Source organism: Streptomyces sp. E2N166, from assembly GCF_003671715.1.
Lineage (GTDB): Bacteria > Actinomycetota > Actinomycetes > Streptomycetales > Streptomycetaceae > Streptomyces > Streptomyces thinghirensis.
Genome location: NZ_RAIF01000027.1, coordinates 225,222 through 238,920, shown reverse-complemented (window position 1 = coordinate 238,920; position 13,699 = coordinate 225,222). Strand labels below are relative to the sequence as shown.

Genomic DNA, 13,699 nt, shown 5'->3' with positions numbered 1-13,699 from the left:
GGGTGCGGGTGGCCGCCGGGAGCGGTGCGCTGCGGGACGTGTCCAACCCGGTCGGGCGCGGTGACCCCCTGGAGGCCGCCTACCTGCTGGCCGCGCGCCACGGGCTGCGCCCGGAGGACGCGTACGACGCGGTGAGCGCGGCGGCGCGGGCGGCCCTGGGTCTTCCCGAGGTACGGGTCGAGGCGGGCTTCCCGGCCGAACTCCTCGCGGTGCGCGGGGACCGGCTGGCGGGGGCGTTGTCGCTGGCGTACAGCCGGATCGTGGTGCACCGGGGGCGCGTTGTGTCACGGACCAGCGCCGTACGGGAGTACGGCGACTCGACGACCGCCACGAACCTGGGGCTGCCTCGGCAGGGGCGCGGGGGGCCTGCGGGGTGCGGGGAGGCCTCCTGACGGAGGGAGCGCGACGCACGTCCGGTGGATGCGGCCGAAGTCGTGCGGCGCGGGCGGCCGTCGGAGCGTACGGTCGAAGACATGCGCATTGTCATCGCTGGTGGTCATGGTCAGATCGCGCTGCGGCTGGAGCGCCTGCTCGCCGCGCGTGGTGACGAGGTGGCGGGCATCATCCGCAAGTCCGAGCAGGCCGACGATCTGCGTGCGGCCGGCGCCGAACCGGTCCTGCTCGACCTGGAGTCGGCCTCGGTCGACGAGGTCGCGGAGCGGCTGCGGGGCGCGGACGCGGCGGTCTTCGCGGCGGGCGCGGGCCCCGGCAGCGGAGCGGCCCGCAAGGACACGGTGGACAAGGCGGCGGCGGTCCTCTTCGCGGACGCGGCGGTCCGGGCCGGCGTACGGCGCTTCGTCGTCGTGTCCTCCATGGGCGCCGACCCGAGCCACCAGGGGGACGAGATCTTCGACGTCTACCAGCGCGCCAAGGGCGAGGCCGACGCGTACGTGCGCTCGCTGGACGAGCTGGACTGGACGATCCTGCGCCCGGGCGCGCTGACGGACGACGCCGGTACCGGCCTCGTACGCCTGGAGGCACACACCGGCCGCGGTCCGGTCCCGCGCGACGACGTCGCCGCAGTACTGGCGGAACTGGTCGACACCCCGGCCACGAACGGCCTGACCCTGGAGCTGATCAGCGGTTCCACGCCTGTGTCGGTGGCGGTGAAGTCGGTGGCCGGGAACTGAGGGCGCGGGGCGCCTGGGGCGTGTGAGGCACGTCCCGGCACGCACGGTCAGAACAGCGGCAACTGCCCGGGAAAGTCGGGGACGACGTACCCGTCCAGGGACGGCTGCGCCGCACCGAGCTGCGCCGTGCGTCGCGACCCCGGGCAGGAGACGAGCTCGCCGCTCTCCCGCGTCCCGGGCGGATCGTGACGCGCGTACCGCCCCGCGACGACGGCGATCTCGCGACGGCACTCGGGGCAGGTTCTGCGACGGGAGGACGAGACCATGTCACCAGTCTGCCCGCAGCACCCGCAGCGAGAGCCCTCTCCCGGGACCGACGCATGACGAAGACCCCGTGACCTGCTGTTGGGGCAGGTCACGGGGTCTTTCGTTCCCGTGTGGCGGCGCCAGGATTCGAACCTGGGAAGGCTGAGCCGGCAGATTTACAGTCTGCTCCCTTTGGCCGCTCGGGCACACCGCCGGGGTTCGCTGCCCGTCGAACCGCTTTTCGGCGGTGCTCCGTGGCAACGACGTAAACAATACCTGATGTGGAGGGGTGCTTCGCCACCCGATTGATCGCCGCTCGGGGGACGGCGGGTGACTAGGCTGGTCCGGATGCGGCCGACGCCCCCTGCGGGCTCGCCGGCCGCCGTTGTACGCCGGTACGGACCCGATACGCGGCCCGACACGCACCCAGATACAAGGAGCCACAGGACATGGCCGACTCCAGTTTCGACATCGTCTCGAAGGTCGAGCGGCAGGAGGTCGACAACGCCCTCAACCAGGCCGCCAAGGAGATCTCGCAGCGCTACGACTTCAAGGGCGTGGGCGCCTCGATCTCCTGGTCCGGGGAGAAGATCCTCATGGAGGCCAACTCCGAGGACCGGGTCAACGCTGTCCTCGACGTCTTCCAGTCCAAGCTGATCAAGCGCGGCATCTCGCTGAAGGCTCTGGACGCGGGCGAGCCCCAGCTCTCCGGCAAGGAGTACAAGATCTTCGCGTCGATCGAGGAGGGTATTTCCCAGGAGAACGCGAAGAAGGTGGCCAAGCTCATCCGCGACGAGGGCCCCAAGGGCGTGAAGGCCCAGGTGCAGGGCGAGGAACTGCGGGTCACCTCCAAGAGCCGGGACGACCTGCAGACCGTGATCGCCCTGCTGAAGGGCCAGGACTTCGACTTCGCGCTGCAGTTCGTGAACTACCGGTGATCTGCTGAGCCGTCGGCGCGACTGAGCCGACGACGCGACGACGCGTTGGACGTTCCCGCAGATGATGGGGGTGGGCACCGTACGGTGCGCGCCCTCATCGTCCGCCGTTCGGGGGCCGGCTCGTCTGCCGGCCGCGGTCCCACCGCGTTCAGTCGCGCGAGTTGCCGAACAGGAGCCGGTAGGCGACCAGAAGCACCAGGGAACCGCCTATCGCCGCCGCCCACGTGGCGCCGTCGTAGAAGTCCTTGCTGACCGGGTGGTCCAGCCAGCGGGCCGATATCCAGCCGCCGATGAACGCCCCCGCGATGCCTATGAGGGTGGTGCCGACGAGCCCTCCCGGGTCGCGGCCCGGCAGCAGGAACTTGGCGATGGCTCCGGCCAACAGTCCGAGGATGATCCAGCCGATAACGGTCATGCCGTGAACCTGCCCTTTCTCGCTGTGCCCGCACTGTCCCAGTGCTGTGGGCTCGTTCCTCCGCGCGTCTTCTTGCCGTCTGGGTGGGAGGACGTTCCGATCACGCCCGGTGGTTGCGCTGATCAGCGGAGGTGCGACCCGTCACACCTGCGGTTTCGGTCCACGCGGCCAGCTCAAGGCCACCGTTGGCTTCCTCGTACCAGCCCGTGCCGTCGACCCAGGCGCGCAGCCAGTCCGTGAGGCTCGGGGCGTCGACGAACCAGGCCTGGCCTGCGCTGCCGGGGTTGGGCTCGAAGAGCAGGACGGCGGCCTGCGGGGAGCGGCAGTCCACGCACGCGTACATCGCGCAGCCCCAGTGGGATATCGGCAGGACTCCCTCGGGCCAGGGCCAGTCGGGATCTTTCAGTCCTTCCTCGCGGTTGGCGAGGTACTGGGAGACAGCGGCGGGCTCGCCGGAAGGCGGGCTGTCGAGCAGGGGCAACAGGCCGTACTCGGGTCCGAACCCACCGTCTCCTATTCGCAGGTAGAGCTCGGCGAGCAGCGGGGGCAGGGAGAAGCCCAGGGCGGCCTCGGCGCGGGCGGGCGTCGCCTCGTCGACGGGCTCGGGCAGGGAAGCCCAGCCCCACGGACGGGTGTTGCGTGCCTTGTCGGCCACCCGTGCCAGCAACTGCTCGATCTCGGTCATGGATTCATGATGCAGGTCGCCACTGACGACCGAGCGGGCCTGTGGACAACCCTTGGGCTGTGGAGAACAGGGCTACTACCAGCCGGCCCGCTGCGTGGTGCCGGTGACCGTGAACGGCTGGTCCGTCCGCACGATCTCGCGCCCCATCGGGAGCAGCGAGACCGGGATCAGCTTGAAGTTGGCGATGCCGAGCGGAATGCCGATGATCGTGACGCACAGCGCGATGCCGGTGACGATGTGGCCGATGGCAAGCCACCAGCCGGCGAGGACCAGCCAGAGCACGTTGCCGACGCAGGAGGGCGCCCCCGCGTCGCGGCGCTCCACGGCCGTGTACCCGAAGGGCCACAGAGCGTAGACACCGATGCGGAAGGCCGCGATGCCGAACGGGATTCCGATGATCGTGATGCAGAGCAGCGCGCCCGCGACCAGGTAGCCGAGGAACAGCCAGAAGCCGCTGAGCACGAGCCAAATGACGTTGAGGATGGTCTTCACTGCTGACGACCTGCCATCTTTTCGAGTCGGGCGATCCGCTCCGCCATCGGCGGGTGGGTGGAGAACATTTTCGAGAACCCCTGTCCCGGCCTGAAGGGGTTCGCGATCATCATGTGGCTGGCGGTCTCGATCCGGGGCTCCGGGGGCAGCGGGAGCTGCTTCGTGCCCATCTCGAGCTTGCGCAGGGCGCCGGCCAGGGCGATCGGGTCACCGGTGAGCTGGGCGCCGGAGGCATCGGCCTCGTACTCCCTGGAGCGGCTGATCGCCAGCTGGATGACGGTGGCGGCTAGCGGACCGAGGATCATGATGAGGAGCATGCCCAGCAGACCGGGTCCGTCATCGTCGTTGGAGCGTCCGATGGGAATCAGCCAGGCGAAGTTGACCAGGAACATGATCACGGAGGCCAGGGCGCCGGCGACGGAGGAGATCAGGATGTCGCGGTTGTAGACGTGACTGAGTTCGTGTCCGATGACGCCGCGCAGTTCCCGCTCGTCGAGCAGGCGCATGATGCCCTCGGTGCAGCACACGGCCGCGTTGCGCGGGTTGCGGCCGGTCGCGAAGGCGTTCGGTGCCTCCGTCGGTGAGATGTACAGCCGGGGCATGGGCTGGCGGGCCTGGGTGGAGAGCTCGCGGACCATGTGGTACAGCGCCGGGGCCTCGAACTCGCTGACCGGGCGGGCACGCATCGCGCGCAGTGCGAGCTTGTCGCTGTTCCAGTACGCGTACGCGTTCGTGCCCAGGGCGACGAGGACGGCGACGACGAGCCCCGCTCGGCCGAAGAAGCTGCCGATGACGATGATGAGCGCCGACAGTCCCCCGAGGAGTACTGCGGTCCTGAGCCCGTTGTGCCGGCGGTGCACGGTACGCCCTCCAAGTGGTGCAGCAGGGGAACCCTTTGCTTGCTGGTGTCGCTCGCTGTGGTTGCTTCCTGGTCTCCGATGCCACCGGTGCCGTGGCGTCACGTCCAGTGGACCCTTCCGTACTGGTCAACGCCAGGCGAGAGCCACCAGTTCCCTGGCGCCCACGGCGGCGCGCTTCGTCCGTACGGGTGACGGCCGCAGGGCGCGGCACGCGCGCGGAGGCCGGGTACGCGTGCGCGCGTGCCCGGAGCGACTGCCGCTCAGAAGAGCCCGGTGTCGGCGAAACGCAGAATCAGCTGGGGTGCTCCCGAGAGGGCGACGGCGAGGACCGCGGTCACGGTGATCGCGGCCGTGAGGGGGGCGGGAACGCGATGCTTCGCGGTCGCGCCCTCGGGCGCCCGGAACAGCAGGGCCGTCCATTGGAGGTAGTAGAACAGCGCGATGACGACGTTGACGGCCATGGCGACGGCCAGCCAGCCGAGGCCCGCGTCGACGGCCGCGGAGAAGACGGTGACCTTGGCGAAGAGGCCGATGATGCCGGGCGGCAGTCCGGCGAGGCAGAGCAGGAAGAACGCCAGGAGCAGGGCCGCCGGCGGGTGGGACGCGTACAGGCCGCGGTAGTCGGCGACGCGGTTCAGGGACCTCGTGCGGCCCACGAGTGCGGCCACCGCGAAGGCGCCGAGGTTCACCGCGGCGTACATGAGGGCGTAGGCGACGGTGGAGCCGATGGAGCGCTCGGGGTCGTCGGAGTACGCGGCGGCGGCGACCGGGACGAGGAGGTAGCCCGCCTGGCCGACGGACGACCAGGCGAGCAGGCGTACCGCGCTGTACGCGCGCGTGGCCTGCTGGCGGAGGGCCCCGACGTTGCCGACCGTCATGGTGAGCGCGGCCAGTGCCGCGAGGGCCGGCCCCCAGACGTCGGCGTAGGACGGCAGGGCGATGACCGTGACGAGGATCAGGCCGGAGAAGCCGACCGCCTTGCCGACCACGGACAGGTAGGCCGCGATCGGCAGGGGCGCGCCCACATAGGTGTCGGGCACCCAGAAGTGGAAGGGCACGGCGGCCGCCTTGAAGGCGAAGCCGACGAGGGTGAGGACGACGCCGGTCTGGACGAGCGTGGTGAGCTGCCCGTCGACGTGCTGGATGCGTTCGGCCACCTGGGTGAGGTAGAGGGTGCCGGTGGAGGCGTAGACGAAGCTGATGCCCATGAGGCTGACGGCGGTCGCGGTGACCGACGACAGAAAGAACTTCAGGGCCGCTTCGGAGGACCGGCGGTCGCCCTGGCGCAGGCCCACGAGGGCGAAGGCGGGCAGGGAGGCGACCTCCAGGGCGACGATGAGGGTCGCGAGGTCGCGGGAGGCGGGCAGGAGCGCGGCGCCGGCCGCGGAGGAGAGCAACAGGAACCAGAACTCGCCCTCGGGGAGCCCGCGGTCGGCGTCCTTCACGGCGGTGACCGAGAGCAGGGCGGTCACGAGGGCGCCGCCGAGGACCAGGAACTGGATGGCGAGGGTGAAGGTGTCCGCGGTGTAGCTGCAGACGTCGGCGTCGCCGGTCAGGCAGAACGTCGAGCGGTCGCCGTTCACCAGGGGCAGCAGCATGAGCGTGGCGGCGGCGAGTCCGGCGACCGACATCCAGCCGAGCAGCGACTTGCGGGCGTCCTTGACGAAGAGGTCGGTGACGAGGACGACGAGGCCTACGACGGCCGCGATGGTGGGCGGTGCGATCGCGAGCCAGTCGACGGACTGGACGAGGTTCTGGGCCAGTGGCGCCGCCACGACCTGGGCCGGGGAGCTCATCGGGTGCCTCCTGAGAGGAGCTGCTGCACGGCCGGGTCGGTCAGCCCGAGGAGGACCTTGGGCCAGAGCCCGGCGACGACGGTGAGGGCGACGAGCGGCGTCCAGGCGGCGAACTCGTACGTGTGTACGTCGGCGAGCTTCGGGGCTTCCCGCGCTACGGCGCCCATGCAGACGCGGCGGACCACGATCAGCATGTACGCGGCCGTCAGCAGTGTGCCGAACGCGGCGACGGCCATGAAGGTGAGATAGGCGGGGCGACTGAGGTCGTCGTGGGGGTCGAAGGCGCCGAACAGGGCGAGCATCTCGCCCCAGAATCCGGCCAGGCCCGGCAGACCGAGCGAGGCGACCGCGGCGAAGGCGAGCAGACCGCCGAGGCGGGGCGCCTTGCCGTACAGGGCGGCCCCGGTCTCCTCGGCGAGGGTGTCGAGGTCGGTGGTGCCGGTGCGGTCCTTGAGCGCGCCGACCACGAAGAAGAGCAGGCCGGTGATGAGGCCGTGGGCAATGTTGGCGAACAGGGCGCCGTTCACACCGGTCGGGGTCATGGTCGAGATGCCGAGCAGGACGAAGCCCATGTGGCCGACGGAGGAGTAGGCGATGAGGCGCTTGAGGTCGCCCTTAGCGCCCCGCTTGGCGAGGGCCAGGCAGGCCAGGGAGCCGTAGATGATGCCGACGACCGCGAGGGCGGCGAGGTAGGGCGCGAAGGTCTGGAATCCGTCCGGTGCGGCCGGGAGGAGGATCCGGACGAATCCGTACGTACCCATCTTCAGCAGGACGCCGGCCAGCAGGACCGAACCGACGGTCGGCGCGGCGGTGTGGGCGTCGGGCAGCCAGCTGTGCAGCGGCCACATCGGGGTCTTGACCGCGAGCCCGATCCCGATCGCCAGAACGGCGATGACCTGCACGGACGTGGTCAGTGACCGGCCGTTGTCAGTGGCGAGTGCCACCATGTCGAATGTGCCCGCCGTGATTCCGATCAGGAGCAGGCCGAGCAGCATGACGACGGAGCCGAGGAGGGTGTAGAGGATGAACTTCCAGGCGGCCCCGGCCCGTCCCTCGCCGCCCCAGCGGGCGATGAGGAAGTACATCGGGATGAGGACCATCTCGAAGGCGAGGAAGAACAGGATCAGGTCGAGGACGGCGAAGGTCGCCAGCGTGCCGCACTCCAGTACGAGCAGCAGCGCGACGAATGCCTTCGGGCTCGGGCCCGCGGGCATCTTGAAGTACGAGTAGAGCGCGCACAGGAAGGTCAGCAGCGCGGTCAGGACGAGCAGGGGGAGGGAGATGCCGTCGATGCCGAGGTGGATGCGCACGTCCAGCGCGGGGATCCAGCTGATGTCCGTGCCGGCCTGCATCTTCGACGGATGGTCGTGGTCGAAGCCGAGCACGAGGACGATCGCGGCGATGAGGACGGCGCCGGTGACGGTGACGCCGTGCCGGAGGACCGCCTGGTCGGGCGACTTCCCCTTCAGTCCGGGCGGGGCCGGCAGAAGAGCGGCGGCGGCGCCCAGGAGCGGGCCGACGACGATCAACGCCAGAAGGAACTGCATCACGGACTCGTTGATATCGATCACGCCTGCTCACGCTCCCGTGGCGACGAGGACGGCGGCGACCGTGAGGACGACGGTGCCGGCGAGCAGCGCGCTCACATAGGTCTGCACATTGCCGGTCTGGGCCCGTCGTACGGCGGTCCCGAGCCATCGGGGCAGGGTGCCCGCCCCGCGCACGTAGGCGTCGACGACCTCGCGGTCGAGGAACCGGACGAGGCTCGCGCCGGCCTGGACCGGCCGGACGAAGAGGGTCGTGTACACCGCGTCCAGGTGGAAGCCGACGGCCGCGTGCCGGTGCAGCGGCCCCAGCAGGAGCCGTCCGGGGTCCGACGGGTCGGGGGCGTAGGCGATGTCACCGTAGGCGGGCTTGTGGCTCGCGATGGCCTCGGCCTCCACGAGGGCGGCGTCGCCCTCCGGGTGGGCCGCGACGGCGCCGAGCGGGGTGCGGTCCGCGAGCGCCGTGGTGTGGCGCCAGGCGGCGTAGGTGACGATGCCGCCGACCAGGGCCACGCCCGTGCCGAGCACGGAGGTGGTGAGCGTGGGGGTGAGGTCCTGTCCGTCGAACCAGTCGGGCAGCAGACGGAAGGCGAGTCCACCGAGGGCCAGTGAGGGGATGGCCAGGGCCCAGAGCACGGCGTTCATGACCACCGGCTGCCTGCCGTGGTCGGGGGCCTCGGCACCCCGCCCCCGGAAGGCCAGCAGCCACAGACGCGTCGCGTACGCGGCGGTGAGCAGGGCCGTGATCAGGCCGGCGACGAGGACGGTCCAGCCCGCGGCGCCGGGCGCGTGCTCGGTGTGGCCGGTGACGACGTGCTCCGCGGCGACGAGGACGGACTCCTTGGAGAAGAAGCCACTGAAGGGCGGGATCGCGGCGAGTGCCAGCAGTGCCACGGTCATCGTCCAGTAGGCGTCCGGCACCCGGTCGCGCAGGCCCCGCATGCGGGACATGGCGGCCAGCGAGTTGGTGCCGGCTGCGTGGATGAGCACGCCGGCGGCGAGGAACAGCAGCGCCTTGAAGGCGCCGTGCGAGATGAGGTGGAAGACGGCGGCACCGCGGTCGCCCGCGGCGAGGGCACCGGTCATGTAGCCGAGCTGCCCGATGGTCGAGTAGGCGAGGACGCGCTTGATGTCGTCCTGGGCGAGCGCGGCGAGCGCCGAGCCGACCATCGTGACCGCGGCCATGACGGCGAGGACGACCATCGCGGCGTGCGAGGCCTGGAAGAGCGGAAGGAGTCGGGCGACGAAGTAGACACCGGCGGCGACCATCGTCGCGGCGTGGATCAGCGCGGAGACGGGTGTCGGGCCCGCCATCGCGTCGGGGAGCCAGGTGTGCAGCGGGAACTGCGCCGACTTGCCCGCGACACCGGCCAGGAGCAGCAGGGCGATCAGCGTCGGGTGGTCGAGCGAGCCGTTCGCGACCGCGCCGAGGATCTTGGTGATGCGGAAGGAGCCGGCCTCGGTGGCCAGCGCCAGCAGGCCGATCAGGAAGGGGACGTCACCGAGCTTGGTCACCAGGAAGGCCTTGAGGGAGGCGGCGCGGGCCTCCGGGGTCTCCCAGTAGTGGCCGACCAGGAAGTACGAGCAGATGCCCATGATCTCCCAGCCGACCAGCAGCACCATCAGGTCGCCGGAGTAGACGACGAGGAACATGGCGGAGGTGAAGAGGGAGACGAGAGCGGCGTACGAGGGGTAGCGCGGGTCGTCGCGCAGGTAGCCCGTCGAATAGATCTGCACACAGGTGGCGACGGTGCCGACCAGTACGGCGACGAGGGCGGCGAAGCCGTCGATGTGCAGGGCGAGCTCGATGGGGACCGAACCGGTGGGCGTCAGTTCCGTGACGGCGTCGACGGCCCGGCCGCCGCCCTGGCGGGCCGCGACCACTACGGCGAGGACGAGGGCCGCCAGCGTCGGCAGGACGGCGAGCGGGCGGACGAATCCGGGCGCGGTACGGCCAAGCAGGAGGCCGGCGGCTGCTCCCACGAGGGGGAGGAGGGGGACGAGTACGGCGAGGGTGGTCGTGGTCACGCGGTGGCCTCAGCCTTCTCGGCGGCCGTCCCGGCGGCCGCGGGGGCATCGGTGTCGGGGCCATCCGGCTCGTGACCCTCGGCGGTGTCTCGGAGCTTGTCGATGTCCGAGGTGCCGCGGTTGCGGTGGACGGCGAGCACGATCGCCAGGCCGATGCCGATCTCGGCGGCCGCGATGGCGATCGTGAACAGGGTCAGGGCCTGGCCGGAGTGCAGGGTCTCCTCGGCGGCCTTGCTGAGCCAGACGTCGAAGGCGACGAGGTTGAGGTTGACGGCGTTGAGCATCAGCTCGACCGACATCAGGACCAGGATCGCGTTGCGGCGGGCGAGGACGCCGTACAGGCCCGTGCAGAACAGGAGGACGGAGAGGACTGCGGGATAGGCGAGGTGCATCAGCGGACACCACCCTTGTCGGCACCGTTCGGGTCTGCGGGCGGGTCGGTTTCGGTCGTACCGCCGGTGGCGGCTGTGCCGCCCGTGCCGGCTGCTCGGCCCGTGCCCGCTACCCGGCCGGTGGCGGCTGTGCCGCCCGTGCCGGCCGCGCGGTCCGCCTTGGCCTTGCGGGACAGGACGATGGCGCCGACGAGGGCGGCGAGGAGGAGGACGGAGAGTGCCTCGAAGGGGAGGACCCAGTTCTGGAAGAGGCTCGCTCCGGTCACGGCTGTGGAGCCGGCGGCCGGGCCGTCCAGGTCGATCCAGGTGGTGCGGAAGGCGTCGACGACGACCCACACCAGGGCCGCGGCGGCGGCCACGGCCACGGTGACGGCGGCCCAGCGGTTGCCGGAGTCCGCGTCCGGGGACCGGCCGATGGGCGCCCTGGTGAGCATCAGGCCGAACAGGATGAGGACGACGACGGCACCGACGTAGATGAGGACCTGTACCCACGCGATGAACTCGGCGGTGAGCAGGAGGTACTCGACAGCGAGGCCGCCGAGGGCCACGACCAGCCACAGGGCGGCATGGACGAGTTGCCGGGTGGTGACGGTGAAGACGGCCGCGCCGAGGGTGACGAGGCCGACGAGGAGGAAGGCGATCTCGACGCCGGTCGGGGAGAGGAAGCCGTGGGATTCGGCGGCCCCGGTCGTGGAGTCCGTGGCGAGGTGGAGGCGACCGACGGTCGTTGCGAGGGTCATTCCCGGCCCTCCTGATCCGGCTCGTCCCCTGTGGTCCGGGGCTTCGACCGACCCGACGTCGGCCCGGGCTGGTCCGTCTGCTGCTTGGAGTCGCCCATCGGACGGGTGGGCTGCTCGGCGGCGCGGGCCTGCTCGTCGGCGTGCGGTTCGGTCACCCGGGCCGCCCGCTGTCGAGTCGTCTCATGAGGGGCCGACTCCTGTCGCGCCGACTCCTGTTGGGCGGCCAGCTTGTCGGCGGTCTTGCGGGCGGCGGCGAGCTCCTTCGGTTCCTCCGCGCCGGGGTCGAGGGCGGGCGGGGCCGGAACCGTCCACATCCACTCGCGGAGCTTGTCGCGTTCGTGGGTGAGATCACGGATGTCGGTCTCGGAGTACTCGAACTCCGGGGACCAGAACAGGGCGTCGAAAGGACAGACCTCGATGCAGATACCGCAGTACATGCACAGGGAGAAGTCGATGGCGAAGCGGTCGAGGACGTTGCGGCTGCGGTCCCGTCCGCCGGGGGCCGCCGCCGGGATCGTCTCCTTGTGGGAGTCGATGTAGATGCACCAGTCCGGGCACTCGCGGGCGCACAGCATGCAGACGGTGCAGTTCTCCTCGAACAGGCCGATGACACCGCGGGTACGGGGCGGGAGCTCGGGCTGGACGTCCGGGTACTGCTCGGTGACGGTCTTCTTCGTCATCGTGCGCAGGGTGACGGCCAGACCCTTGGCCAGGCCGCTGCCGGGGATCGACAGGCGGGACATGGTTACTGAATCACCACCTTGACGATGCCGGTGAGGGCGATCTGGGCGAGGGACAGGGGGACGAGGAGCGTCCAGGACAGTCTCTGGAGCTGGTCCTCGCGCAGGCGCGGGTAGGTCACGCGCAGCCAGATCACGACGAAGGCGAGGACGGCCGCCTTCAGCAGGGTCCACACCCAGCCGAGGCCGTCGGCGCCCCAGGGGCCGTGCCAGCCGCCCAGGAAGAGGACGGTGGTCAGGCCGCACAGGACGACGATCCCGGCGTACTCGGCGAGGAGGAACAGGGCGAAGCGCAGGCCGGTGTACTCGGTGTAGGCGCCGAAGATGATCTCCGAGTCGGCGACCGGCATGTCGAAGGGGGGCCGTTGCAGTTCGGCCAGCCCGGCGACGAAGAAGACGATCGCGCCGACGATCTGCCAGGGCAGCCACCACCACTCGAAGGCGTCGAGGATGCCGACGAGCGAGACGGTGCCGGCCGCCATCGCGACCGAGGCCGCGGTGAGCAGCATCGGAAGCTCGTACGCGAGGAGCTGGGCGGCGGTCCGAAGGCCGCCGAGGAGGGAGTACTTGTTGGCGGAGGCCCAACCGGCCATGAGCGAGCCGAGGACACCCACACCCATGACGGCGAGGACGAAGAAGATGCCCGCGTCGACGACCTGGCCGACCGCGCCCTCGCCCGGGCCGATGGGGATGGCCAGGAGAACCAGAAGGTACGGCAGGAGGGCAACGGCGGGAGCGAGCTGGAAGATGCGGCGGTCCGCGTCGGCGGGGACCACGTCCTCCTTCTGCGCGAACTTCACGCCGTCCGCGACGAGCTGGGCCCAGCCGTGGAAGCCACCTGCGTACATCGGGCCGAGGCGGCCCTGCATGTGGGCCATCACCTTGTGCTCGGTCTGGCCGACGAGCAGGGGGAAGGTGAGGAAGACGACGAAGACGACGAGGAGGCGCAGGGTGACGTCGAGCGCGTCGTTCACTGCGGGCCTCCTGGGGGATTCGGGCGGTTGTGGTTCTCGGGGGTGCCGGAGTCGTCGGGGGCGTCCTGCCCGGGTGCCGGCTCCTGCCCGGTTTCCGGCTCCTGTTCCTGCCCGGTTTCCGGCTCCTGTTCCGGCTCCAGTGCCTGCCCCTGCCCCTGCACGGGCTCCTCTTCCGTCGTGGCGTCCGGGGTCCTGCTCGCCCCGGGTTCCGCCCCGTCACGCGACTCGGTCTCGGCCTCGTCGAAGGCGGGGCGGGCGTGGTGCCACGGGGCGTCCGGGCTGCGCGGCGTGGAGGGGGCTGTCTTCGGAGTCGGTTCCTCCGTGCGTGGGGACGTGGCGGTGTCGTCGCCGACGTGGGCGGCGGGGTCGGCGGCCGTCTCGTCCGGAGTCCCGGTGTCGGATGCGGAGCGCATGCTCGCCGAGCCCTCGGACGCACTCCGGGCCCGCCGGGGTCCCCCGGTGCCGCTCGTTCCTTCTCGCTGCGACGCCGAGTCCTCACCGGCCGTCGTCTCCACCGTCGGCTCGTCCGTCGTAGCGCCCGTCCGTTGGGAGGCGGAGCCCTCGCTCGCGCTCCGCGCGCGCCGGGCCGGCGGGGCGGCCGAGGGTTCGGCAGCCGGAGCCGTCTGGCCGGCGGAGCCCTCCGCCGCCGTGCGGGAGCGGCGGGGAGTGGCGGGGGCGTCGGTGCCGGGCCCCGTCTGGCCGGCGGAGCCCTCCGCCGC

14 protein-coding genes, 1 tRNA gene and 2 pseudogenes are annotated in these 13,699 nt (G+C 71.0%); 3 read left to right on the top strand and 14 right to left on the bottom strand.

All coding sequences use genetic code 11. The annotated features are described in order from the left end of the window. Positions 1-392: pseudogene (locus tag EBH09_RS21630) on the top strand (hydrolase); the annotation flags it as partial. Between the two features lie 81 nt (positions 393-473). Then, a complete protein-coding gene (locus EBH09_RS21625) occupies positions 474-1,130 on the top strand; it encodes an SDR family oxidoreductase (protein ID WP_121748687.1) in 657 nt (218 codons plus the stop codon). Between the two features lie 47 nt (positions 1,131-1,177). Here the strand turns inward: EBH09_RS21625 and EBH09_RS21620 are convergent, their stop codons facing one another. Beyond that, positions 1,178-1,396: a hypothetical protein gene (locus EBH09_RS21620; RefSeq protein ID WP_121748623.1), complete on the bottom strand. Its 219-nt coding sequence runs from the start codon at positions 1,394-1,396 to the stop codon at positions 1,178-1,180. A gap of 112 nt (positions 1,397-1,508) precedes the next feature. Further along, positions 1,509-1,590: transfer RNA gene (locus tag EBH09_RS21615), tRNA-Tyr, on the bottom strand. A gap of 235 nt (positions 1,591-1,825) precedes the next feature. Here EBH09_RS21615 and EBH09_RS21610 point away from each other — a divergent pair. After that, a complete protein-coding gene (locus EBH09_RS21610; RefSeq protein WP_121748622.1) occupies positions 1,826-2,314 on the top strand; it encodes a YajQ family cyclic di-GMP-binding protein in 489 nt (162 codons plus the stop codon). Between the two features lie 148 nt (positions 2,315-2,462). On the opposite strand, the gene EBH09_RS21605 is transcribed toward EBH09_RS21610, so the two are convergent. The 12 genes and pseudogenes from EBH09_RS21605 to EBH09_RS39135 all read right to left on the bottom strand — a co-directional run. Continuing rightward, positions 2,463-2,729, bottom strand: a complete 267-nt coding sequence (locus EBH09_RS21605) for a GlsB/YeaQ/YmgE family stress response membrane protein (protein ID WP_055418406.1) — start codon at positions 2,727-2,729, stop codon at positions 2,463-2,465. Between the two features lie 100 nt (positions 2,730-2,829). Further along, the gene (locus EBH09_RS21600; protein ID WP_121748621.1) at positions 2,830-3,414 is read right to left on the bottom strand and encodes an SMI1/KNR4 family protein; all 585 of its coding nucleotides are present in this window, start codon (positions 3,412-3,414) and stop codon (positions 2,830-2,832) included. Between the two features lie 75 nt (positions 3,415-3,489). Then, positions 3,490-3,906, bottom strand: a complete 417-nt coding sequence (locus tag EBH09_RS21595; protein WP_121748620.1) for a YccF domain-containing protein — start codon at positions 3,904-3,906, stop codon at positions 3,490-3,492. Beyond that, positions 3,903-4,766 carry a zinc metalloprotease HtpX gene (gene htpX, locus EBH09_RS21590; RefSeq protein ID WP_121748619.1) on the bottom strand — a complete coding sequence of 288 codons (864 nt, stop codon included), beginning with the start codon at positions 4,764-4,766 and terminating at the stop codon, positions 3,903-3,905. The genes EBH09_RS21595 and htpX overlap by 4 nt, the downstream gene beginning before the upstream one ends. 260 nt (positions 4,767-5,026) lie before the next feature. After that, positions 5,027-6,562, bottom strand: a complete 1,536-nt coding sequence (locus tag EBH09_RS21585; protein WP_121748618.1) for an NADH-quinone oxidoreductase subunit N — start codon at positions 6,560-6,562, stop codon at positions 5,027-5,029. After that, complete coding sequence (locus EBH09_RS21580; RefSeq protein WP_121748617.1) at positions 6,559-8,133, bottom strand: NADH-quinone oxidoreductase subunit M; 1,575 nt, start codon at positions 8,131-8,133, stop codon at positions 6,559-6,561. Before EBH09_RS21580 ends, EBH09_RS21585 begins: the two co-directional genes overlap by 4 nt. 6 nt (positions 8,134-8,139) lie before the next feature. Then, positions 8,140-10,134 carry an NADH-quinone oxidoreductase subunit L gene (locus EBH09_RS21575; RefSeq protein ID WP_121748616.1) on the bottom strand — a complete coding sequence of 665 codons (1,995 nt, stop codon included), beginning with the start codon at positions 10,132-10,134 and terminating at the stop codon, positions 8,140-8,142. Continuing rightward, complete coding sequence (gene nuoK / locus EBH09_RS21570) at positions 10,131-10,526, bottom strand: NADH-quinone oxidoreductase subunit NuoK (RefSeq protein WP_121748615.1); 396 nt, start codon at positions 10,524-10,526, stop codon at positions 10,131-10,133. The genes EBH09_RS21575 and nuoK overlap by 4 nt, the downstream gene beginning before the upstream one ends. Next, a complete protein-coding gene (locus tag EBH09_RS21565) occupies positions 10,526-11,266 on the bottom strand; it encodes an NADH-quinone oxidoreductase subunit J (protein ID WP_121748614.1) in 741 nt (246 codons plus the stop codon). The genes nuoK and EBH09_RS21565 overlap by 1 nt, the downstream gene beginning before the upstream one ends. After that, positions 11,263-12,009 carry an NADH-quinone oxidoreductase subunit I gene (locus EBH09_RS21560; protein ID WP_121748613.1) on the bottom strand — a complete coding sequence of 249 codons (747 nt, stop codon included), beginning with the start codon at positions 12,007-12,009 and terminating at the stop codon, positions 11,263-11,265. The genes EBH09_RS21565 and EBH09_RS21560 overlap by 4 nt, the downstream gene beginning before the upstream one ends. 2 nt (positions 12,010-12,011) lie before the next feature. Further along, on the bottom strand, positions 12,012-12,980 hold the full coding sequence (locus tag EBH09_RS21555) for a complex I subunit 1 family protein (RefSeq protein WP_121748612.1): 969 nt from the start codon (positions 12,978-12,980) through the stop codon (positions 12,012-12,014). Then, positions 12,977-13,699: pseudogene (locus EBH09_RS39135) on the bottom strand (NADH-quinone oxidoreductase subunit C); the annotation flags it as partial. The gene EBH09_RS21555 and the pseudogene EBH09_RS39135, both read right to left, overlap by 4 nt.